At 45.1% G+C, this 20,193-nt stretch carries 19 protein-coding genes; 11 read left to right on the plus strand and 8 right to left on the minus strand.

Features of this window, described 5'->3' with window-relative positions; all coding sequences use genetic code 11:
- Nucleotides 1-169: 169 nt before the first annotated feature.
- A complete protein-coding gene (locus tag NDJ01_RS03290) occupies nt 170-424 on the plus strand; it encodes an Lpp/OprI family alanine-zipper lipoprotein (RefSeq protein WP_005375145.1) in 255 nt (84 codons plus the stop codon).
- A gap of 26 nt (nt 425-450) precedes the next feature.
- Here NDJ01_RS03290 and NDJ01_RS03295 read toward each other — a convergent pair whose 3' ends face one another.
- The 4 genes from NDJ01_RS03295 to NDJ01_RS03310 are packed head-to-tail and all read right to left on the minus strand — an operon-like array spanning nt 451 to nt 4,562.
- Nucleotides 451-1,377 carry a L,D-transpeptidase family protein gene (locus NDJ01_RS03295; RefSeq protein ID WP_005394922.1) on the minus strand — a complete coding sequence of 309 codons (927 nt, stop codon included), beginning with the start codon at nt 1,375-1,377 and terminating at the stop codon, nt 451-453.
- Nucleotides 1,378-1,383: 6 nt separating this feature from the next.
- On the minus strand, nt 1,384-2,799 hold the full coding sequence (phrB, locus tag NDJ01_RS03300; RefSeq protein ID WP_258586251.1) for a deoxyribodipyrimidine photo-lyase: 1,416 nt from the start codon (nt 2,797-2,799) through the stop codon (nt 1,384-1,386).
- Between the two features lie 19 nt (nt 2,800-2,818).
- Complete coding sequence (locus NDJ01_RS03305) at nt 2,819-3,622, minus strand: MerR family transcriptional regulator (protein ID WP_047009571.1); 804 nt, start codon at nt 3,620-3,622, stop codon at nt 2,819-2,821.
- On the minus strand, nt 3,612-4,562 hold the full coding sequence (locus NDJ01_RS03310; protein ID WP_046875782.1) for a DUF523 and DUF1722 domain-containing protein: 951 nt from the start codon (nt 4,560-4,562) through the stop codon (nt 3,612-3,614). Before NDJ01_RS03310 ends, NDJ01_RS03305 begins: the two co-directional genes overlap by 11 nt.
- 397 nt (nt 4,563-4,959) lie before the next feature.
- On the opposite strand from NDJ01_RS03310, the gene deoD reads away from it, so the two are divergent.
- The 9 genes from deoD (at nt 4,960) to NDJ01_RS03355 (ending at nt 15,645) form a co-directional block, all read left to right on the plus strand.
- Nucleotides 4,960-5,670: a purine-nucleoside phosphorylase gene (gene deoD, locus NDJ01_RS03315; RefSeq protein WP_005394915.1), complete on the plus strand. Its 711-nt coding sequence runs from the start codon at nt 4,960-4,962 to the stop codon at nt 5,668-5,670.
- A gap of 71 nt (nt 5,671-5,741) precedes the next feature.
- A complete protein-coding gene (locus NDJ01_RS03320; protein WP_005394913.1) occupies nt 5,742-7,211 on the plus strand; it encodes a hypothetical protein in 1,470 nt (489 codons plus the stop codon).
- Between the two features lie 160 nt (nt 7,212-7,371).
- Nucleotides 7,372-8,856, plus strand: coding sequence for a lipopolysaccharide assembly protein LapB (locus NDJ01_RS03325; RefSeq protein ID WP_047009573.1), 1,485 nt, complete (start codon nt 7,372-7,374; stop codon nt 8,854-8,856).
- A complete protein-coding gene (locus NDJ01_RS03330; protein ID WP_006741935.1) occupies nt 8,840-10,423 on the plus strand; it encodes a diguanylate cyclase in 1,584 nt (527 codons plus the stop codon). Before NDJ01_RS03325 ends, NDJ01_RS03330 begins: the two co-directional genes overlap by 17 nt.
- 243 nt (nt 10,424-10,666) lie before the next feature.
- A complete protein-coding gene (locus NDJ01_RS03335; protein ID WP_006741936.1) occupies nt 10,667-11,047 on the plus strand; it encodes a DUF3302 domain-containing protein in 381 nt (126 codons plus the stop codon).
- Nucleotides 11,047-12,177, plus strand: a complete 1,131-nt coding sequence (locus NDJ01_RS03340; RefSeq protein WP_047009576.1) for an HlyD family secretion protein — start codon at nt 11,047-11,049, stop codon at nt 12,175-12,177. Before NDJ01_RS03335 ends, NDJ01_RS03340 begins: the two co-directional genes overlap by 1 nt.
- Nucleotides 12,178-12,514: 337 nt before the next feature.
- Entirely contained in the window at nt 12,515-13,063 is a 549-nt protein-coding gene (locus NDJ01_RS03345; protein WP_005375133.1) for an ECF-type riboflavin transporter substrate-binding protein, read from the plus strand.
- A 6-nt stretch (nt 13,064-13,069) separates the two neighbouring features.
- Nucleotides 13,070-14,809, plus strand: coding sequence for an ABC transporter ATP-binding protein (locus NDJ01_RS03350; RefSeq protein ID WP_258586252.1), 1,740 nt, complete (start codon nt 13,070-13,072; stop codon nt 14,807-14,809).
- On the plus strand, nt 14,806-15,645 hold the full coding sequence (locus tag NDJ01_RS03355; protein WP_256899176.1) for an energy-coupling factor transporter transmembrane protein EcfT: 840 nt from the start codon (nt 14,806-14,808) through the stop codon (nt 15,643-15,645). The genes NDJ01_RS03350 and NDJ01_RS03355 overlap by 4 nt, the downstream gene beginning before the upstream one ends.
- A 124-nt stretch (nt 15,646-15,769) precedes the next feature.
- Here the strand turns inward: NDJ01_RS03355 and NDJ01_RS03360 are convergent, their stop codons facing one another.
- From NDJ01_RS03360 to napG, 4 genes are all read right to left on the minus strand, one after another.
- On the minus strand, nt 15,770-16,051 hold the full coding sequence (locus NDJ01_RS03360; RefSeq protein ID WP_256899177.1) for a YrhK family protein: 282 nt from the start codon (nt 16,049-16,051) through the stop codon (nt 15,770-15,772).
- A 201-nt stretch (nt 16,052-16,252) separates the two neighbouring features.
- Nucleotides 16,253-17,434, minus strand: coding sequence for an MFS transporter (locus NDJ01_RS03365; RefSeq protein ID WP_005394895.1), 1,182 nt, complete (start codon nt 17,432-17,434; stop codon nt 16,253-16,255).
- Between the two features lie 204 nt (nt 17,435-17,638).
- Nucleotides 17,639-18,493, minus strand: coding sequence for a quinol dehydrogenase ferredoxin subunit NapH (napH, locus tag NDJ01_RS03370; protein ID WP_047009578.1), 855 nt, complete (start codon nt 18,491-18,493; stop codon nt 17,639-17,641).
- A complete protein-coding gene (gene napG / locus NDJ01_RS03375; RefSeq protein ID WP_015313573.1) occupies nt 18,493-19,263 on the minus strand; it encodes a ferredoxin-type protein NapG in 771 nt (256 codons plus the stop codon). Before napG ends, napH begins: the two co-directional genes overlap by 1 nt.
- A 395-nt stretch (nt 19,264-19,658) precedes the next feature.
- Between napG and NDJ01_RS03380 the strand changes: the two genes are divergently transcribed.
- Nucleotides 19,659-20,159: a GNAT family N-acetyltransferase gene (locus NDJ01_RS03380; protein ID WP_257081857.1), complete on the plus strand. Its 501-nt coding sequence runs from the start codon at nt 19,659-19,661 to the stop codon at nt 20,157-20,159.
- Nucleotides 20,160-20,193 lie beyond the last annotated feature (34 nt).

Here is a 20,193-nt window from a genome sequence, read left to right on the forward strand (position 1 = left end):
ACCTTTGTTAAGCTCAGGTAAAAGTTGACGTCAGGTACTCCATGAAATTCTTGGGTTTTTTTGACTTTTGCTACATCATGTACTGATAAAATGTATCCACATTTAACCTCGCTGCTGTATAAAATAATAGTTGGTAGCGAGACTTTCACTATAAGCAAGGAGTTCTTATATGAACAAAACGTTGATCGCAGCTGCAGCAACTTCAGTACTTCTACTAGCAGGTTGTGCTTCTTCTGATGACGCAGCAACAGCAAATGCAGCAAAACTAGACGAACTAAGCAACCAAGTTAGCCAACTAAGCCAAGACGTACAAGCTCTTCAATCTGACGTTCAAAAATCAGGTGCAGCAGCAATGGCTGCTCAAGAAGAAGCTGAGCGTGCTAACGAGCGTATCGATAACATCGCTCAGTCTTACACTAAGTAAGATTTGATACCGCGTCTTAACGCCTGTTAAGGCGCGGTTATTTCGACAGGAACTCCATTCTGTGCGGCAATCGCTGCTTTAGCCTTCACATTTTTCAGTCCGAACTCATCCAGCCACCACTTTAACTCTTTTGGTACCTGTAGGTGATCTTTCTCACCATTGCTGCGAGTCAATGGCTCATGTGCCTCTAAAAATACACTTCTGTCCGGCTCTAGTGATACTTTCACTGGTTGGTTAATGATATTCACTTCTTCACCGTTACGAACTTTTTCAAACAACCATTCAATGTCGCTTGGGTCCATACGAATGCACCCTGCACTCACGCGCATGCCGATGCCGAAATCTTTGTTGGTACCGTGAATAAGGTATTCACCATTTCCGTAGGCTAAACGCAATGCAAACATGCCAAGCGGGTTGTCTGGACCGGCAGGTACAACGGTTGGCAAGTCAATGCCCTTCGCTTTGTACTCAGCACGAATCGAGGCTGGCGGCGTCCACGTAGGGTTTGGACGCTTTTGACTAATACGCGTTGTCATCACCGGGGTGTCTCGCCCAATTCGCCCGATTCCCACGGGGAATACATGCACAATATCTTCTCCTTTCGGGAAGTAGTATAAGCGCAATTCCGCTAAATTAATGACAATGCCTTTGTGGGGTACATCTGGGAGGATCAGTTGTGTTGGAATAGTAAGAACGTGTCCCTCTTCTGGCAAGAAGGGATCAACGCCTTTATTTGCCGCCATTAAACCTAGCATCCCGACATCGTAGTGCTTGGCAATATTTGCCATGGTTTCGCCTTCTTGCACGACGTGGTTTTCAAGGCGACCAATTAAACGACTGCCATCCTCTGGTAGCTCGTACATTTTAGCGAATGACAAACCACTCGCTAAAGATAACGATACAGATAACAGCGTACGTTTTGCGAAACTCATTGATCGCTTTTTGCTAAGCATTTCACTTTATTCCTTGGCACTTTTAAAGAGCCGTAAGGTTATCTCTCTTTCTGTCTTGTGATCAACCATCGGCTTGTGATATTCCAGTAAAGAAAATCCCTCCCAAGTCCAAGGTTTATGGATGTATTTGTTTGGCACACTTTTGATTTCAGGCACCCAGTGGCGCACGAATTGACCATCAGAGTCAAACTTCTCACCTTGGCTTATCGGGTTGAAAATACGGAAGTACGGCTGCCCATCACACCCCGTCGATGCAGACCACTGCCAACCACCATTGTTTGCTGCGAAATCGCCGTCCACCAGCTTACTCATGAAGTACGCTTCGCCCCAACGCCAGTCAATGTGTAAGTCCTTGGTGAGAAAGCTCGCGACAACCATGCGAAGCCTGTTATGCATCCAGCCTGTTTGGTTGAGCTGACGCATTGCTGCATCGACGATCGGGTACCCTGTCGCTCCTGTCTTCCATCGCTCAAAAGCCTGCTCATCATAAGACCATTGAATTTTATCTTCCCAGTCGATAAAGCCTTTGCCTTTAACGAGCTTTGGTTCGAAAACCAACAGATGCTGATAAAACTCACGCCAAATGATCTCACTCAACCAAGTTGCTTTCCCTTCTGTTAGGTCATTTTGTTGATTTTCAGCATACAAACGAGCAATACATTGCCTTGGTGACAATGCACCAATCGCAAAATAGGGAGACAGTTGACTGGTGCCATCAATAGCCGGAAAATCTCGATCTTCCTTGTAAGCATCACTGCGCTCACGAGCAAATTCCCTAAGCTGCTTTAAAACATCATTGGTCGAAGCAAACCAATCCTCGCTGGACTCTCGAGGATAGCTAAACGTGAAGTCTGAACTAAATCGAATCGGCTCTAATTGTTCCAATAGTTTGCTGCTTAGCGGCGCTTGTTCTTGAGGCTTTGTTACCGCTGGCATTTGAAACTGCGTCAACCAAGCACGTTTGAATGGTGTAAATACCTTAAAATACTCACCTTGCTTATTGAGAACCGTCGTTGGTGGGTGCACACATTTGTCGTGGAACAGTTCAAAGTCGATATCATGGGAAGCTAGCGCCTCACTCACTTGTGCATCGAGCTCTCGTTCATTCACTTCATAGTGAATATTCGCCATAACAGACGTTGCTTCAAGTGTTTTCGCCCATTCACTAATCACTTCGGTACAATCAGAAAACGACGGCACCTCTTTATATAAAAAGGGAACATTCAGGCTTTCCAACTCGTCGTTGAGATACTCTAAACGACGAGCAATGAGATCCGCCTGCATCGGCGCCATGTGGTGTTCTCGCCACTGCTCTGGCGTCGCGATAAAACAAGCGACAACAGGCTGACCTGAATCTAACGCCGCTTTAAGTGCGGTGTGGTCTAACGTTCGTAAATCACGTCGAAACCATACTAAGATCATGGTGTCTCCTTCGTTTCGTCTACTCTGTTAGGTGCAGTTTCTCAATCACTTCAGAACATCCAATACGTTCGCCAAAACGTGTTTGAAGCATTTTGATGGACTCCACTTGCTTAGCTGCCAGCGCTTTATTGGAAAACAGGTAAATGAGGGAGTAGCTATCAACAACTTCGTGCTCCAGTAAACCAGAGACATCATCAACTTTGTCGATCAACGTCGTGTGATACCCTTGCTCACACAACTTCGCCGCTTGAATCCAGCTCTCTGCTTCCCTATGTTGTTCAAAGCTGATAAGCAAGCACTTCCCTTTGGAAGCGGCTTTGTTTTCAGAGTCGATAACAAGGGCAAGACGAGTAATCAAACAAGTTTGAAATAACCCCATCTGCAACGATCTCAGCGATCCTTTGACCATCTCCAGCGCGTCAAATACAGGGTCAATAAATTGTTCAATAACCAAGTTCAATGGATACTCTTTGAGAACAGATGCAAGCAAGCTCTCCGCTTTGCCTCGATTCAGTTTCGACAGTGCTGATAACATGGTCTCTACTTCTTCGAGAGTACGAACTTCATTGTTGACTTCTACGTCCGCACTTTTTCCCAAAAGTCCCTTTACTTTACCGATTGCAATCCCCTTCGCGAGCCAACTCTGGACTTCACGAATCGTATCGAGATCTTGCTGTCGATAAAGTCTGTGCCCTTTTTCTGTTCGCTGAGGCTGGATCAAATTGTATCTTCTCTGCCAAGCTCTTAGCGTAACTGGCTTCACACCCGTGATTTCTGCGACATCTCGGATCGCGTATAGTTTTTCTTCTGAACTACAAACCATAGCGTAATCTCATCTCCTGCGGATACGGTTCTAAAAACTTCTGTTTTGCTAAATACTCATCTGGATAAGTGTTTAAGTAGTGCTTAATCAATGTCAACGGTGCTAATAATGGCAATGTACCAGTGCGGTAGTCATGAATTACTGTTGCTAATTCTTCTTTTTCGTCTTTAGTTAAAGCGCGCTTAAAATACCCTTGTAAATGCATTAGCACGTTAGTGTTGTTTTTTCGGCTAGCACGATTCGCAAGTGCCTTCATAAGACCCAAGCGATACTCTTGATAGAATTCTTCGATTTCATAGCTAGCGACATCGGCAACTAAACGACCAAGAGAGCGGTATGACTCAGGGTGATGCGCCATCAAGGTCAACTTATAGCGCGAATGAAAATCGATAATTTTGCCTCGAGTTGGCTCTCCGTCCATCGAGTCATAAAAGTCGTTTAGGCAAAATACTCGGGTAATAAAGTTTTCTTTTAATACAGGATCGTTGAGTCGGCCATCCTCTTCGACGGGCAACCAAGGCATTTTTTTCATCAGCGTTTGTGTGTACAAGCCGACGCCTTCTTTCGCTGCGTTATTTTTGCTATAAACCTTGACGCGCTCCATACCGCAAGTTGGAGACTTGGCACAGACGATGTAACCACAAAGTTGCTCGCTTTGTAGCTCCTCCACTTTGTTAGCAGAGTAAGCAAGCATATTATCGGTATGGTCATTTTCTGGGTTTTTAGTTTCTACCAGCGCCACACGCTCTTCTTCGGAAATCAAACGAATTGTTGGTCGCGGCACTGGCATTCCTACGCCCACTTCGGGACATACCGAAACAAAGTCAAAATATGGGCTGAGCTCTTTAGTCACAAAGTTACTTACTTTATGACCAGAGTCAAAACGAACTCGTTCACCCAAAACACAAGAACTGATACCTACTTTGATTGAAGATTCCATGATGACGCATCCCTATACAAAATGTTTTGTTGTATAACTTATAGCAAGGCTTTTCATATTGTACAAGAAAATAAACTGTACAATTTAATCGTTTTACTTTTCTCAAGAGCATTTCGATCAGCGCTTTCTCAAAAGTTTTTGATGTTCTCAGTGTCTATTTTGTGCGCGCAATCGACAAATCGCTCAAAAGCGAATCGATTGCTCTTTTGCTTTCAACAGATTTAGTTATCAATGGTGTTCATGGTTTCTAAAAGCGTGGTTTTTGTGACTAAGCTCTCAAGGGGCTACTGTACGTCCCGATATTATTGCTTCAACGAAAACGAACAAGTTCAACAGAATTGGTAATAGCGTTCTATACTAGAGGCGTTTTATCAAAACAAAACTTTGGAGAGCACTTATGGCAACCCCACACATCAATGCACAACCAGGTGATTTCGCTGAAACGGTTCTAATGCCAGGCGACCCTTTACGTGCTAAATACATCGCAGAAACGTTTCTTGAAGATGTGAAGCAAGTTTGTGACGTTCGTAACATGTTCGGCTTTACTGGCACTTACAAAGGCAAAAAAGTGTCTGTTATGGGTCACGGCATGGGTATTCCTTCTTGCTGTATCTACGTACACGAGCTAATCGCAGAATACGGCGTGAAAAACGTAATCCGTGTAGGTAGCTGTGGTGCGGTACGTGACGACGTTAACCTAATGGACGTTGTTATCGGTATGGGTGCTTCTACAGACTCTAAAGTAAACCGTATCCGTTTCAACAACCACGACTTCGCTGCAATCGCTGACTACGGCCTTCTAGAAGAAGCGGTAAACCAAGCGCGTGCTCAACAAGTACCAGTGAAAGTTGGTAACGTATTCTCTGCAGACCTGTTCTACACACCAGAAGCTGACATCTTCGAGAAGATGGAAAAACTAGGCATCCTAGGTGTAGACATGGAAGCGGCTGGTATCTACGGTGTTGCTGCAGACCTAGGTGCGAAGGCGTTAACTATCCTAACGGTTTCTGACCACATCATCCGTGGCGAAAAACTAAGCTCAGAAGAGCGTCAAAAGTCGTTCAACGACATGATGAAAGTTGCTCTAGAAACCGCAATCAACATCTAAGAACAAGTAGTAAGTAATAATTTGCAGCCAGAGTTATTGCTGGCTGCCCGAATTATCCCGAGGGGGCGATTGTGTCTAACGGCGAACTGCCAAAAGACGCAGATGGGTTACAACTCAACTTTTGTAAAACATTGGCGTGTGACAACTTTGGATTGAGTGATGCAAAGCGTTACGTTCTGCAACATGCTAACCCTAAACGTCCGGCGATGGTATGCCGTGAATGCGGAGCTTTCCCCCCCTTACTTAACAATCGCGATGTCGTGAACGAACTTCATCGCCTGCGACACGTCCACAGTGACGGGTTGCCTGCGTGCCGCAATGATGATTGCGAGAACTTTGGACTATCCGTCCACACACATAAACACCTCTACCACGCTTTCGGTTACAGTGGTGATCGTCAACGTTACCGTTGTAAAGCGTGTCAAAGTACCTTTGTTGATAAATGGTCAGGCGCGAACAAGAAGCTACAATTCCAAGAGAATTTAATGGGCTTATTGTTTACTGGTTACTCTGTGCGCGAGATCTGCCGAAAACTCAGTATCAACCCGAAAACCTTTTACGACCATGTTGATCATATTGCGAGTCGCTGTCGCCGTAAATTAGCCACTATTGATGCTCGTTGGGTAAACCACGCAACGCACTATGAATTGGCCTCAAACTATGTTGCATTGCAGCCAAACAGCAATAATGGTGTCTACTGGATTGTTTCTGGTGAAGCCCACTCAGGCTATATTCTTTGTCAACATGTGAACTATTCTGCTGATGAAGAGCCAATCGCCACGCTAGACCATAACCCGTACGACGAGGTCTCTCGTTTTGTTTCCCAAGAGTACACAGCGGAAGCAAGTGAACCGCCAGCGGAACCTTCGAACCTCCTGCGTGAGCGTATTGACCAAAAATACCAAACCATTTTGGCTCGCGGTAACGTGGAAGATCCTCTTGGTAATCTTTCCGTATTCCATTACCCATCTAAAGGTGCATTAGTTCGTCCGCCTTACACATCATACGCTCATTACTTGCATGTACTTGATATGTGTTGCCCCAACAAACGTGTATCTCTATATATGCCTCAAGATCCCCTGCTACGTTCGGCAGCACTGAGCGTTTGTTTGTCTCGAATTAAAGAGAAAAATGTCGACTTGATGTACGTAGAAGAAGATGCAAATTGGGACATGAGCACACCTTTTGGCAAGGTCGATATCGCCTATATGAGCTGGTGGCGAGATCGCTGGGCGATCTCCACTCAAGACGAAAGCCACAAAGGCATTTGCTACCTTGCTGGTGATAGAAATGAGCCCGAGAAATGGTTTAACGTTGCAACAACTCGCCATGTGCAGTTCTATCAAAATCGCTTCCAGATCCTTTTCGAAAGCTTCATTAACGAGCCACGTCGCAAATTACGACCTGCTGGAATTTTACCTCTTTTAGATATATTCAGAGCTTGGCATAATTTGTGCTATCAGGATAAGCAGGGTCTTACCGCCGCACAAAGGCTAGAAGTCACTGATGCTCCTTTGACCATCAAACAGCTCCTATCGTAACTATTGGCATTTAGATGTAGTAATTAGGGGCTGTGACAGTATACATTACGGCACCTAATCGTTTACCAAAGCGTTATCCGCATCGTTTTGGTAATAAAACATGCATCTAACCACTTAATATTAGGTGTGAATTCCAGTTCGATAGTCATGGATGTGAACGTTGGATAAAAACCAAATTCAGCTAGAAGATGAGCTCAAAAAGCTTAAAGGCCAAATAAAAACGGCCCCTGAACACACCTTCAGTATTGCGCAGCAATACCGTATCCGCGCGGAGCAAATTTTATTTGTGGATGGTGAAATCAGAGCATTGCTGATAATGGCGCAGTGCTGTTGGTGCCTAATGGATTACCGACAAGGCTTAAAGCTAGTCAAAGACGCCTACAGCAAGCAAACCCAACTTGAAACCGACGACCACCTGCCCGAAATTCTTCATTTATTTGCTCTCCAATATTGGGGACAAGCAAAGTATTACTCAGCCCAACAATATTGGATTAATGCACTCGAACAATCCGCCCTCGTTGATGATATTGAAATTCAAATCGAATCTCTAATTGGGCTTGGCAACGTATGGCGCATCACAAATGAGCATCAACTTGCCGCTTCCACTCATGAGTTGGCCGTTAAAGTGGCAAACAACGTCCGTATTGCTTGGTTGGAAGGCAAAGCTCGTATCCTGTTGGCTTGGGACTATTACTTACTGAATAAGTTTGTCGAAATGCTCACTGTGCTGGATGGTGCAACCGAAGTACTAAAAGATCATGATGACAGCACATGGCAAGCCGAGATCTGGGACTTTAAAGGCCTAGCGCTACTTGGGCTAGAACGCCTTGATGCCGCAGAAGAAGCCACACAAAAGGCACATAAACTCGCTATTGAACATGATCTAATTTGGATGAAGGCACATTCGTTTATTAGCCGCGCAAGGCTCGAACTCTTGCGCAAAAATACGGATAGTGCAGCAAAGTTATTACTCGCAGCAGAAGAGTCCGCGCTTAGTTTTGACAACGGCGAGCTACTAAGTCAGATCTGCTTTCAGCAATCTCGAGTCGCTGAAGAGCAAGGTGATTTTGAATCAGCGTTTAACGCGTTTAAAAAATACCGTAAACATGCACTTAAAATGCTCAAAGAACAGACTCATCGAGTCAGTATGGATAAAGCACGCGGCTCCAAACGCCAGCTAGAGCAACGAGCGCGTAAGCTGATTAATCGTATCCGTTCTCAACATGAATATGACCCTGAAAAACAGTTTTCTAATGTTGTGTCCGAGACCTACTGGTGGGAACAGTTAGTTCTGTTTAAAACAGAGCTCAAACGCTCCAACCACGCGATCATTATGATTCAGCATGCAAACCCCGAATTTCTCGATGTTTGTACTGAGCTAGTTCATGCATTGACGACCTCAAGTGATCTCATCTCACGAATTTCCAGTGACAGACTAGCTATGTTAATTGCAGAGAAAGGTCAAGCAGCAGAAGATGTCTATCGCACGGTTCAGGCAATGTTAGACATCTATCCATGGAAACGTCGCGGGCTGAAAGGTCCCAAACCGATACTGTATTTGCAAGATATCCTGACCTTCCCATTCACTTTAGAGCAACTCGAAGAAAGCTATATTGAGGTAATGAAGCATGGAACAACTGCTTAGCAAGGTTACTGACGCAGGCATCGATCCTTCTTCCGTCTCTGGTGAAGAAGCGATTACGCTGTGGGAGCACATCGGGTTACATATTGCATCCACGAACCGAGAAAAAGCACATTGCTATATCATTAGTGCCGAGTATCGACGAGAAATTAAACAGCTCAACGACAGCATCGAAGAACTACGACAAGCCCTTGAGTTGCTCGTTTTACCCGACGATGTAGAAGATATTCTGTCTGTAAAAGCAAGCTTGAGTGATCGTTTAGTAGAAGTAGGTGACTACAACGCAGCATTAACCGAGTATGTTGCTGCAACGAATATCGCCGTCGAATATGGCTATATTGATGAGTACGTACTGGCTATTATTGGAATGGGCAATTTGTGCGATGCCTATGGGGATCACCATCGTGCTTTGCGTTATTACCAAAAAATCGATGCGATCGATCACGCCATTAGCAGTCGCTCCCTACGTCTGCGCTACAAGCTTTACATGCTTGCTTGTTACATCAGTTTGAACCGTACCGCAGACGCACAAGAATTATTGAGTGAGTGTGAAGAGCTAAGTATCCTCGTCAGTGATAAAAACCTTGCTGCGCAAATTCATCTCTACCGAGCCAAACTGCATCGTTTGCAAGAGGATTACCCTAACGCATTGCTTGCTATCTCGAATGTTCAGTATACGACGGGCAGTGCTACCACGTACTGGTTGTCCACAATGGTCAAAATCGAGACCGCATATTGTCTAAACGGTGTCGGACACATCTCTTTAGCCAACTTAGTGCTGGACTCTATCGGTAAACGAATTCAGAAGCACTCGTCTCCTCTTGTCGCTCAGCATTTTTACAACGCAATGAGTCAAGTTTACGCTTCTCAAGGGTTATTTCAGAAAGCATTAAACTGTGAAAAAAAAGCGTTTCGCATTGAATCTGACCTTGTCAAACACATTCCAATTGGTGAATTGGGTTCTACTCAATTACGTCGACTTTCTCGTTTTGAGCTACAGCTCAAACTCATTTTGTCAGAACTTGAAAACAAAGAGCTCAAGGAAACCACCAAACAACATAAGAATACGGTCGCCCAACTACAGCAAGATGTCTTTACTGACCCGCTAACCTCTTTGCACAACCGACGTTGGTTAGAAGTCAAACTCAAAGACCTGCTTTTGCACGATACTGAATTTGCGTTGATGGTCATCGATATTGACCACTTTAAGTCCATCAATGACGAGCTCAGTCACCTTGTTGGAGACAAAGCGATTAAACGTGTGTCTCAAGAATTAGCAGGATACTTCAAGTTTAAAGGCGCTTCTTGCGTTCGCTTTGGCGGTGAAGAGTTTCTTGTCATTCTAGAGAATAGCAATCTAGAACGGGCAGAAATGCATGCCGAGAATTACCGCGAACGCATTTATCAATATGGTTGGGACGATATTCTTGGCGAGCGGGGGTTGACCGTATCGATCGGGATTACCTTACATCGAGAAGGAGAGAATACCCAACGAACCTTCTACCGCGCCGACAAAGCCTTGTATCGCGCCAAAGCCAATGGCCGAAACCAAGTCTGTACCGAACTTTAAACCGTGCCCCAACCTTCACTTGGGGCATAACCGTGGCTTTTATTCTCTATTCCTTCCTTTATTACTACTTAGTTTGAATATAGTCGCCTTCACTTCTTATTGTCCCCGAATCGCAATCGATACGGATATCGCATAAACATAATTCAAGTACAAAATAACTTGATTGAACGATAGTTAAGACAAATACTTAAACTGTTCATTTACGTAAGATTTTCCATTAGGTAACAAGCACAGGCAGGTAAGATGTTTCTAGACTATTTTGCACTTGGGTTACTCATCTTCGTTGCTTTGGTGATCTTCTACGGGATTATCGTTATTCACGATATTCCGTATGAAATTGCTAAAGAACGCGAACACCCTCATCAAGACGCAATTCATTACGCAGGCTGGGTTAGCCTTTTCACTTTACATGCACTGTGGCCATTTTTATGGATATGGGCAACATTGTGGCGCAAGGAGCGAGGCTGGGGCTTCAAACAACTTGAGCAAGAAACTCACGACATTCATCACCGTCTTGAAGAGCTCATCGACGAAGTCAACGAACTCAAAAACGAAGTATCGATGTTGAAACAACAAAAGATTCAGCAAAGGCCTTTGACTGAACAAAGTAAAGAGGACGAATAATGGATTTATTGCTGATTCTGACTTATACAGCCCTTTGTATCGCCATTTTTAAAGTCTTTAATATTCCTTTGAACAAATGGACCGTACCTACAGCCGTACTTGGCGGCGTAGTGTTGGTGGGCACACTCGTCCTTCTTATGAACTACAACCACCCATTTACTCAGTTAGGTAACCAAGTGTTCCCAACTACGCCTATCGTCTCTGGTGTACGTGGCCGCGTTGTGGAAGTGCCCGTTCAAGCGAACCAACCGCTCAAAACCGGCGATATTCTGTTCAAAATCGACCCTGTGCCTTTTGAAGCGGAAGTCGCACGCCTTGAAGCGAAAGTTAAAGAAGCAAGCCAAGGCGCGTTGAGTTTAGAGTCTGACTTGAGAGAGGCAGAAGCGGCAGTTTTGAAAGCACAAGCCGATAGAGATAAAGCGCAAAGAGAATTTAGCCGATATCAAAGGGGCTTTGATCGCGGCGCGTTTACAGAACAAGATCTAGATACTCGACGCCAAGCGTACAAAGCGGCAGAAGCCATGCTAGACGTTGCCATTTTGCAGCAAGAGCAAGCACAGATCGCATTAGAGTCGGAAATCGGCGGTGAGAATACCCAAGTCGCGCAACTACTCGCTGAGCTACGTAAAGCAGAGTTCAACCTTGAGCAAACCGTCGTTCGTGCGCCAACCGATGGTTACGTTACGCAATTGGCTTTGCGCCCTGGTGTGATGGCTGTGCCGTTGCCGCTTGCCCCTGCAATGACCTTCGTTCATACCGAAGACATTACGTACACCGCAGCGTTCAGACAAAACTCGCTACAACGTTTGAAGGCAGGCTTTGAAGCGGAGTTTATGTTCCGTGCGATACCGGGCAAGGTATTCCGTGGCGAAGTCATCGACGTGATTCCAGCTATTGGTGAAAGCCAAATTCAAGCCAGAGGTGCTCTGCTTGGTACCGATGCCCTGCGCACAAGCGGACGTGTATTTGCGAAGCTGAAAATCACGGACGATTTGAGCGAATACCACCTACCAATGGGTACCGCGGTTGAAGTCGCCGTTTACTCAGACAGCTTTACTCACGTGTCAGTGATGCGCAAAGTGCTGATTCGCATGAAGAGCTGGCAGAATTATTTGTACCTAGACCATTAATGAACAGCTAGCTCATTCATTTATCGATGAAAATAGTATCAGAAAGTGTAATCGGGGGCTGACAATCAGCCTCCGATTTCATTCTAGCCATCCAGACAGATAGCATTCCCACTTTTATCAATATTCTGTATAATGCGCGCCTTATTTTTAATGCTTGCTAAAAAACAAAGCCAGTCAAAGGGATACGTGAATCAAATCACACATTTCCTGAAGAAAAATAGAGCAAACAATAAGCAACTTGGTTGTTTTGTATATATGTTACACAATCAAATAACCAATGCTTTCCAACAATATAAATGAACGTTCTTTAAAATCGACCATTGAACTGAGGTTATCTATGAATCTTTCTGCTAAAACCGTTGTGGTTATTGCAATCGGTGCTGCTCTTTACGGCATCGGTGGCTTACCTATGTTTGGCATCCCTGTGTTTGCAAACACAACGCTAAAACCAGCCATGGCAGTATTAGCATTGTTCTCAGTACTATTTGGCCCACTTGTTGGCTTTTTGGTTGGTTTTATTGGCCACTGGGTCACTGACCTATTCGCAGGTTGGGGCGTATGGCTCACTTGGGTACTTGGTTCAGGTATTGTTGGTTTGATTATCGGTCTATTCCCTTCTCTAACGCGCTACCGTTTAGAGAAAGGCGATTTCAATATGAAAGACTTCGCGTTATTCGTAGTACTTGCGCTATTAGGCAACGTATTTGGTTACGGTTGCTCTGCATTCCTCGACACGATTTTATACGCAGAACCGTTCACTAAAGTGTTTACCCAGCTTTCTATTATCGCGATCGGTAACACCATTCTTATTGCTATTGTTGGCTTCTTCATTCTTAAGTCTGTCGCTAAACGTAACAAGCAAAGCCGTAACTTAACAGAGGCTTAATGTCGAATGACAATCGAATTTTCTAACTTCTCTTTTAGATATGAGTCGCTGGACAAACCGACGCTAAAAAATATCAATCTAAGGACAGAGAAAGGAGAGAAAATCGTCATTATCGGTCCAAGTGGTAGTGGTAAATCTACCCTTGGGCAATGTCTTAACGGACTGATCCCACACGCAATCAAAGGGGAAACCAGTGGAACACTGACCATCAATGGTCAAGACACCGCCCCTTTCGACATGCACCAATACACTGAGCAAGTTGGCACCGTACTGCAAGATACGGACAGCCAATTTGTCGGCTTGAGCATTGGCGAAGACATCGCATTTGCGCTGGAAAACCAGCTAACTTCTAACATCGACATGTACCCATTGGTCAAAGCCACGGCCAAAATGGTCGACTTGGAACAGATGTTAGATCGCTCTCCCCACGATTTATCTGGCGGGCAGAAACAGCGTGTTTCTTTGGCGGGCATTCTCGTCGATGACGTCGATATCCTTTTGTTTGATGAACCATTAGCTGCGCTTGACCCTAAAACGGGTAAAAAAACCATCGAGATCATCGATGAGCTACACCGCGAAACAGGCAAAACCATCGTAATCATTGAGCATCGTCTTGAGGACGTTCTGCATCGCTCCGTTGACCGTATTATCTTGATGGAAAGCGGCGAAATCATTGCCGATACAACGCCAGATGAAATTTTAGCGTCGCCTCTGCTAGAAGATTACGGCATCCGCGAACCGCTTTATATTTCGGCTCTGAAAGAAGCAGGCTGCGCGATTGAGGGCGATGCAAAACCTTCTAGCTTAACCACATTACCGTTAGAGCAATATAAACCAGCAGTACAAGCATGGTTTGATGGTTCAACAGCACAACGACCTAAAACACCAGCCGAGACTTTACTTGAAGTCCGTGGCCTCACCTATTCTTACGACGGTGAGAAAAACGCGTTAGAAGACGTGAGTTTTGACATCAAGCGTGGCGAGTTTGTCTCTGTACTTGGCAAAAATGGCTCGGGTAAATCGACCATCACCAAACTGATTATGGGCGTTATTGAAGCGGATAGCGGCTCAATGAGCATGAATGGTCAAGATCTTAACGAACTGACCATCTTCGAGCGCAGCCAGAAAGTGGGCGTGGTGATGCAAAACCCGAATCACATGATTTCCCATCACATGATTTTCGACGAAGTGGCCTTCGGCCTCCGTAATCGTGGCATTGAAGAGAAACAAATCGAAGCTAAAGTACTTGAAGTCCTTGAGCTGTGCGGTTTGAGCAAATACCGTCACTGGCCAATCGAAGCATTGAGTTATGGCCAGAAAAAGCGCGTGACCATTGCGTCAATTCTGGTCTTGGAACCAGAGCTTCTGATCCTTGATGAACCGACGGCAGGTCAGGACTACCGGAACTACACGTCTATGCTGAGTTTCATCGAAAAGCTCAATCGCGAGTTGGGCGTAACCGTGATGATCATCTCCCACGACATGCATTTAGTGCTGGAATACACCACGCGCTCTATCGTGATTGCAGACAGTAAATTAGTCGCGGATGCACCAATGACGCAGGTATTCAGCAGTCCAGAGCTACTAGACCAAGCGAACCTCACCACAACAAGTCTGTTTGAGTTGGCTACGAAAGTTGGCATCGAAGACACCAATGGCTTTATGCAGCATTTTATCAATGTAGAGAAAGCGCACCGCCAACAAAAAAGCAGCGAAGTAAACCAACCAGAGAAAGCGGTGGCATGAAAGACAATAAGATGAAGTTTGGTATCAACTACATCGATACCCAATCGCCACTTCATAAGTTGAATGGCATTACTAAGTTCTTGCTTTTCATTGCTTGGGTAACGGTGGTGTTGACCACGTTTGACTTGCGAATCATTGCACTGTTGATTGTGCTTGGTTTGGGCTTATTGAAAATGACCAAAGTGCCATTTCATGTCTATAAACCACTTTTACTCGGTACAGGCACGGTATTGCTGATCAATGCCCTGTTTATGTTCGCGTTAGCACCGCAACAAGGTACTGAGTTCATGGGCTCATCAACGGTTTTACTCCCGTTACCCGGTAATTACTCGCTCACTCAAGAGACGTTGTTTTATCTGGTAACAGTGACGTTGAAATACTTCAGCATGTTCCCAATCGCGTTGGTGTTTGTATTTACCACTCACCCGACGGAGTTTTCAGCCAGCTTGAACCGCTTGGGTGTGCCTTACAAAATCGCCTATGCCGTGAGCTTAACGCTGCGCTACTTGCCGGAAGTGAAAAAGGACTTTGTTAACATCATGCACGCGCAACAAGCACGTGGAGTAGAACTGAGTAAGAAGGCTCCGTTGTTCACTCGTATGAAGAACGTGGCGAAGATTCTTGGCCCTCTGATTTTCTCTAGTTTGGACAGAGCAGACCAAATCTCAAACGCGATGACACTACGTGGTTTTGGCCGTCACTCATCTCGCACTTGGTACAGCCTAAAACCACTTACCAAAGCCGATATGATCTGCATGGCGGGGATTGCAGTGATAGTGATTGCTGCGATCAGCAAGCGTATTATGGACACACAACTGTTCTGGTATCCGTTTTAAATTCTAAAGCTTCAAGCTGAACATAACGTGGTTAGTGTTGTGACCACGTTATGTTTCCCTCTTTCCCCTCGATAACCCGCTCATTAGCCTTTTGCTTGCAGGTGCTCAAAATAGGCGTGTAATCTCAGCGGCTCGTTGATGTGCCAGAAAGTTGCTTATTTAAGCTACCAACATGAACTAAACTCATCAGTTTTATCAGGGGCTTAATGATCAACTGTGCGCTGCCTACGATGAACAGCCAAGTCCCGCTTTCAATCAACGAATCATTCAAAAAGAAAAAGCTACCAATTAAAAACCAAATAGCTATGAGCAGATCGTTGGCAGCACCTAACGCCTCATAGCGACGTTGAATAACGACGTGACGGTTTCCTAGATCTAAATCCAACTCCCTGCCATGTACCTGCACTGTAAAACCCTCCTTAGTGTTTCGACTCATGTTGTACCCGAGTAATTTCAACATACTTAGGTATAAAACCCTAACGGACCCAATAGATATGTACAACCATAGAAGACACAGCATGAGGATAAAGAAAAGGGTGCATAAGCACCCAAGTCAATGAAGCTATTAACAATAATTAACTTCTATTACTAGATAGTAAGTACCAACTTAGCTCCACTTTAATAAGCGGGTCTCATTGCCCTCTTCTGGCTTCGCTGGAATATTAAGTGACAGCAGTAAGCTCACAGCCGCCATACCTGCACCGATGTAAAATACGCTAGCAGGAGAAACCAGCCAAATCACACCAAACGTAACGGGTATCACAACCGCCGCAATATGGTTAATAGTAAACGCAACCCCAGCGGTCGACGCCATATCGGCAGGATCGGCAATTTTCTGGAAGTAGGTTTTAATCGCAAGCGCTAACGCGAAAAATAAATGATCGACAACATACAATGCTGCCGCCCACTCTGCCGTTTGCACCAAACCGTACCCGACGAACACGAAGATCAAACCGACGTACTCAAACATCAACGCTTTGCGCTCACCAACAACGCCGATGAAGCGGCCGATTCGCTTCGCAAACAAGAAGTTAAAGACATAGTTGATCAAAAACAGCAAGGTAATGTCTGCGGCAGAGTAGCCAAACTTCTCTACCATCAAGAAGCCAGCGAAAACAGTGAAAATCTGACGGCGAGCACCACTCATAAACGTGAGCGCATAGTACAACCAGTAACGTTTACGCAGAATGAGTTTCTTGTTTTGAGGCACTTTTGTTTTAAATTGAGGGAAAGCAAATGCCATCACCAAAATAAGCACAAAACCTAGGCCACCAGCCATTAAGTAGACCGTTTTAAAATCAAGTTTGAGCTGTTCGAGCGAAACCCAAATCGCACCGTAGGTAAACAGAGAAGCCAAAGCCCCAACAGAAATAAATTTACCCAGCATTTCCGGGGCTTCTTCTTTCGATAGCCATTGTAAAGACAAAGACTGCTTTAGTGTTTCAAAGTAGTGGAAACCGGTGGACATTAACAAGGTGGTAAAAAGTAGACCGTACAAAGTGGGAAAATAACCTGTTAATGCCGTACCAAGCGTAAGCATCGCCAAAGAGACGAGCATAAAGCGTTGTTCACGGATAAAAAGTAAAACGAATACCGCGGTGAAAGCGAGAAAGCCAGGTACTTCCCTAACACTTTGAAGTAAACCGATATCAGCGCCATCAAAGTTCGCTTTCTCGATAACAAAGTTGTTCAACAACGCCATCCAGGTAGAAAAAGCAATGGGCACGATAATGGAAATTAACAGGAGGAAATTTTGCGGCGTTCTCCAGCCTTGCGATGAGGTAGTCATGATGTTTCCTTTAAATATGAAGGCATCATCATAGCTTCAAATGTAACAAATTCGCAATATCATTATTATTTTCAGCCCAAACCAAGCAGATATGGCATAGGGATATTGTTATGAAGATAAACATCGCACTCAATTCCTTGGCTAAGCGCGATGTTGAAATATCGAGAGAAATAGGTAGAAACGCCAGTGATGAGGCTCAGTAACTTAATCGATATTCTTTACTGTTAGACGATTCTTAAATTCAAACACATGTTCTGGACACACATCCAAACAGCGGCCACAGCTGATGCAGTTTTGATCCATAACTCGACGATCCCCCTCTTTCAATGGTTGTCGAAGCACCTCAGGTTCTGGACAGACGTAAAAGCAATCCATGCATTTGGTGCAATCTTCGCGGCGAACAGCAGTAACGCGCAACAGGCTTTTTCGGCCTATCACGCCATAGGTAGCACCCAGTGGACATAAGTGCCCACACCACCCATGCTCAACTAAGAGTAAATCCAGTACGAACACCAGTGCGATCAACACCCAACCTGCGCCCATACCAAACACCAATCCGCGATGCAGTGCCGCCACTGGATCTAACCATGTCCAAAGAATCGCGCCAGATAGCGCACTACCCAACATCAAAACAGGGATCAGCCAATAACGAATAGTAGGAGACCAACGATAGCTCGCTTTAATGTTGAGCTTTCTGCGCAGCCAAGCCGCCAAATCTGTCACGATATTTAACGGGCACACCCACGCACAAAATGCGCGCGGCGCTAAAATCGCGTAAAACACCACGACAATCACTACGCCTAACAGCGCATTAAACTCCGGAACATGCCCTGTCGCCAAAGCTTGAAGTAAAATTAACGGGTCACTTAACGGCACTGCATCGAGCAACATACTTGATGACAGGTTACCGGTTAGAATTCCCAGTGTCGGCCCAGCCATAAACAGCGCAATGATGGTGAGCTGGCATAGTCTGCGTAAAATCAAAAACCGATGCGCGCGCCACCAGCCAAGCTTTTCAACCGCTTCTTTGCCAGCATTTTGAGCTAAGTTCTTTGCCATTACTTACCTCCTTTTAGCGATTCAAGCGCACCTTCCGGTACAGGCGTCTCACTAGGGAGGATATTTTCGAGTGGTTTGTCGATCTCTTTCCAACCAAAATTGTAGTGACTACCCACTTTGCCTTTCGCCAAATCCGTCGGGACGACTTTAATAGCAGCGACATCCAACACACACGCTTGTTCGCACTTGCCACATCCGGTACACACTTCGGAATTCACTGTAGGGATAAGTTTGGCGTGATAGCCAGTTCGATCGTTGTGAACCATCTCTAATGTGATGGCTTCATCAATCAGCGGACAAACGCGATAACAAACGTCGCATCGTAGCCCTTGCCAGTTAAGGCAAGTTTCATGGTCAATAAGAACCGCTGTCCCCATGCGAGCGTCATCAATATCGGTTAGCTTAGGATCCAGCGCCCCACTCGGACAAGCGACCACACAAGGGATGTCTTCACACATTTCGCAGGGAATATCGCGCGCAGTAAAGTAAGGTGAACCAGTGGCTACAGGAGAAAGTAATGTCGCGAGTTTCAATGTGTCGTAAGGGCATGCTTGAACACACAAGCCACATCGAATACAGGCTGATTCGAAATCGCCTTCTGGCAAAGCACCGGGTGGGCGAATAGGCACACCTTTAGTTTCTCGAGCTTGGCTTTGCAGCGATTGTAAGCCCAACACACACGCCGCTGCGCCAACGCCTGCCGCAGTTCGGACAGTATCACGCAAAAATCGACGCCGACTTTGCGATGTTTTAGACTGAGAGGATTTCATGCTATTTCCTCAACGAAACTCCTTTATCAAGTTAAGCATAAATAGCGCTAAACGTACCTCTTCCCCATACCTCATAAGAGGTAACTCCACCCTCAATTGATTCAAGTCAACTGATGTACAGTGCCGTCGTCACAGTTTGAATCATTCCATTTATTTCCTCCAACATGAAATTCACCACGATACTCTGCCGTGCACGCCATTTTCAGTACAATAATTCAACGCCTTTGCAATCTATTCGCTAAATTCAAAGATAAATGACTACTAAAATTTAGAAAAACATCGCTATAACAACCTAATTTAAAAGGTGTTTATCTCTCAAACTTAAAAAAATACTATCCAAAATAAGGAACTGTGGTTAGATTGAAAATTAATACTAAAAAGCGAAGGAGAGAGGCATGGAAATTATCGTACGTCCAACGACCGTAGAAGACGCAGCGGCACTCGTAGAAATCTATTCACAACCAAAAGCACAACGTGAAACCCTGCAACTCCCAAAGCCTTCGCTCGCGATGTGGGTGGAAAGATTGTCAAACATACCTGATGGTGTTTACAGCTACGTCGCTGAAATCGATGGTAAAGTAGTGGGTAACATTGGCTTTCACCACTCGCAGCGTCCGAGAACAATGCACACGGCATCATTTGGCATCGGAGTACATGATAGTTTCCACGGACTCGGTATTGGTAGCAAACTGATAGAAACAGTCACTGAACTGGCGGATAACTGGCTAAACGTGAGAAGAATTCAAATAGAGGTCAATGCCGATAACGACGCCGCCATTGGGCTTTATAAAAAGCATGGATTTAAAATTGAGGGTGAAGCGATTGACGGTTCCTTCCGTGATGGCGAGTTCATCAATACCTATTACATGGCACGTATCAGGCCAAGTAAAAAATAAATCAAAGCCTCCTAATTGGAGGCTTTTCTTCTTA

This window comes from Vibrio sp. HS-50-1, from assembly GCF_024747315.1.
Taxonomy (GTDB): Bacteria; Pseudomonadota; Gammaproteobacteria; order Enterobacterales; family Vibrionaceae; genus Vibrio; species Vibrio diabolicus.

Bases quoted from the DNA above. Each gene is read 5' to 3' on its own strand.
- NDJ01_RS03290 (WP_005375145.1), top strand. From the start codon at position 170: ATGAACAAAACGTTGATCGCAGCTGCAGCAACTTCAGTACTTCTACTA.
- NDJ01_RS03295 (WP_005394922.1), bottom strand. From the start codon at position 1,377: ATGCTTAGCAAAAAGCGATCAATGAGTTTCGCAAAACGTACGCTGTTA.
- phrB (WP_258586251.1), bottom strand. From the start codon at position 2,799: ATGATCTTAGTATGGTTTCGACGTGATTTACGAACGTTAGACCACACC.
- NDJ01_RS03305 (WP_047009571.1), bottom strand. From the start codon at position 3,622: ATGGTTTGTAGTTCAGAAGAAAAACTATACGCGATCCGAGATGTCGCA.
- NDJ01_RS03310 (WP_046875782.1), bottom strand. From the start codon at position 4,562: ATGGAATCTTCAATCAAAGTAGGTATCAGTTCTTGTGTTTTGGGTGAA.
- deoD (WP_005394915.1), top strand. From the start codon at position 4,960: ATGGCAACCCCACACATCAATGCACAACCAGGTGATTTCGCTGAAACG.
- NDJ01_RS03330 (WP_006741935.1), top strand. From the start codon at position 8,840: ATGGAACAACTGCTTAGCAAGGTTACTGACGCAGGCATCGATCCTTCT.
- NDJ01_RS03335 (WP_006741936.1), top strand. From the start codon at position 10,667: ATGTTTCTAGACTATTTTGCACTTGGGTTACTCATCTTCGTTGCTTTG.
- NDJ01_RS03340 (WP_047009576.1), top strand. From the start codon at position 11,047: ATGGATTTATTGCTGATTCTGACTTATACAGCCCTTTGTATCGCCATT.
- NDJ01_RS03345 (WP_005375133.1), top strand. From the start codon at position 12,515: ATGAATCTTTCTGCTAAAACCGTTGTGGTTATTGCAATCGGTGCTGCT.
- NDJ01_RS03350 (WP_258586252.1), top strand. From the start codon at position 13,070: ATGACAATCGAATTTTCTAACTTCTCTTTTAGATATGAGTCGCTGGAC.
- NDJ01_RS03355 (WP_256899176.1), top strand. From the start codon at position 14,806: ATGAAAGACAATAAGATGAAGTTTGGTATCAACTACATCGATACCCAA.
- NDJ01_RS03365 (WP_005394895.1), bottom strand. From the start codon at position 17,434: ATGACTACCTCATCGCAAGGCTGGAGAACGCCGCAAAATTTCCTCCTG.
- napH (WP_047009578.1), bottom strand. From the start codon at position 18,493: ATGGCAAAGAACTTAGCTCAAAATGCTGGCAAAGAAGCGGTTGAAAAG.
- napG (WP_015313573.1), bottom strand. From the start codon at position 19,263: ATGAAATCCTCTCAGTCTAAAACATCGCAAAGTCGGCGTCGATTTTTG.
- NDJ01_RS03380 (WP_257081857.1), top strand. From the start codon at position 19,659: ATGGAAATTATCGTACGTCCAACGACCGTAGAAGACGCAGCGGCACTC.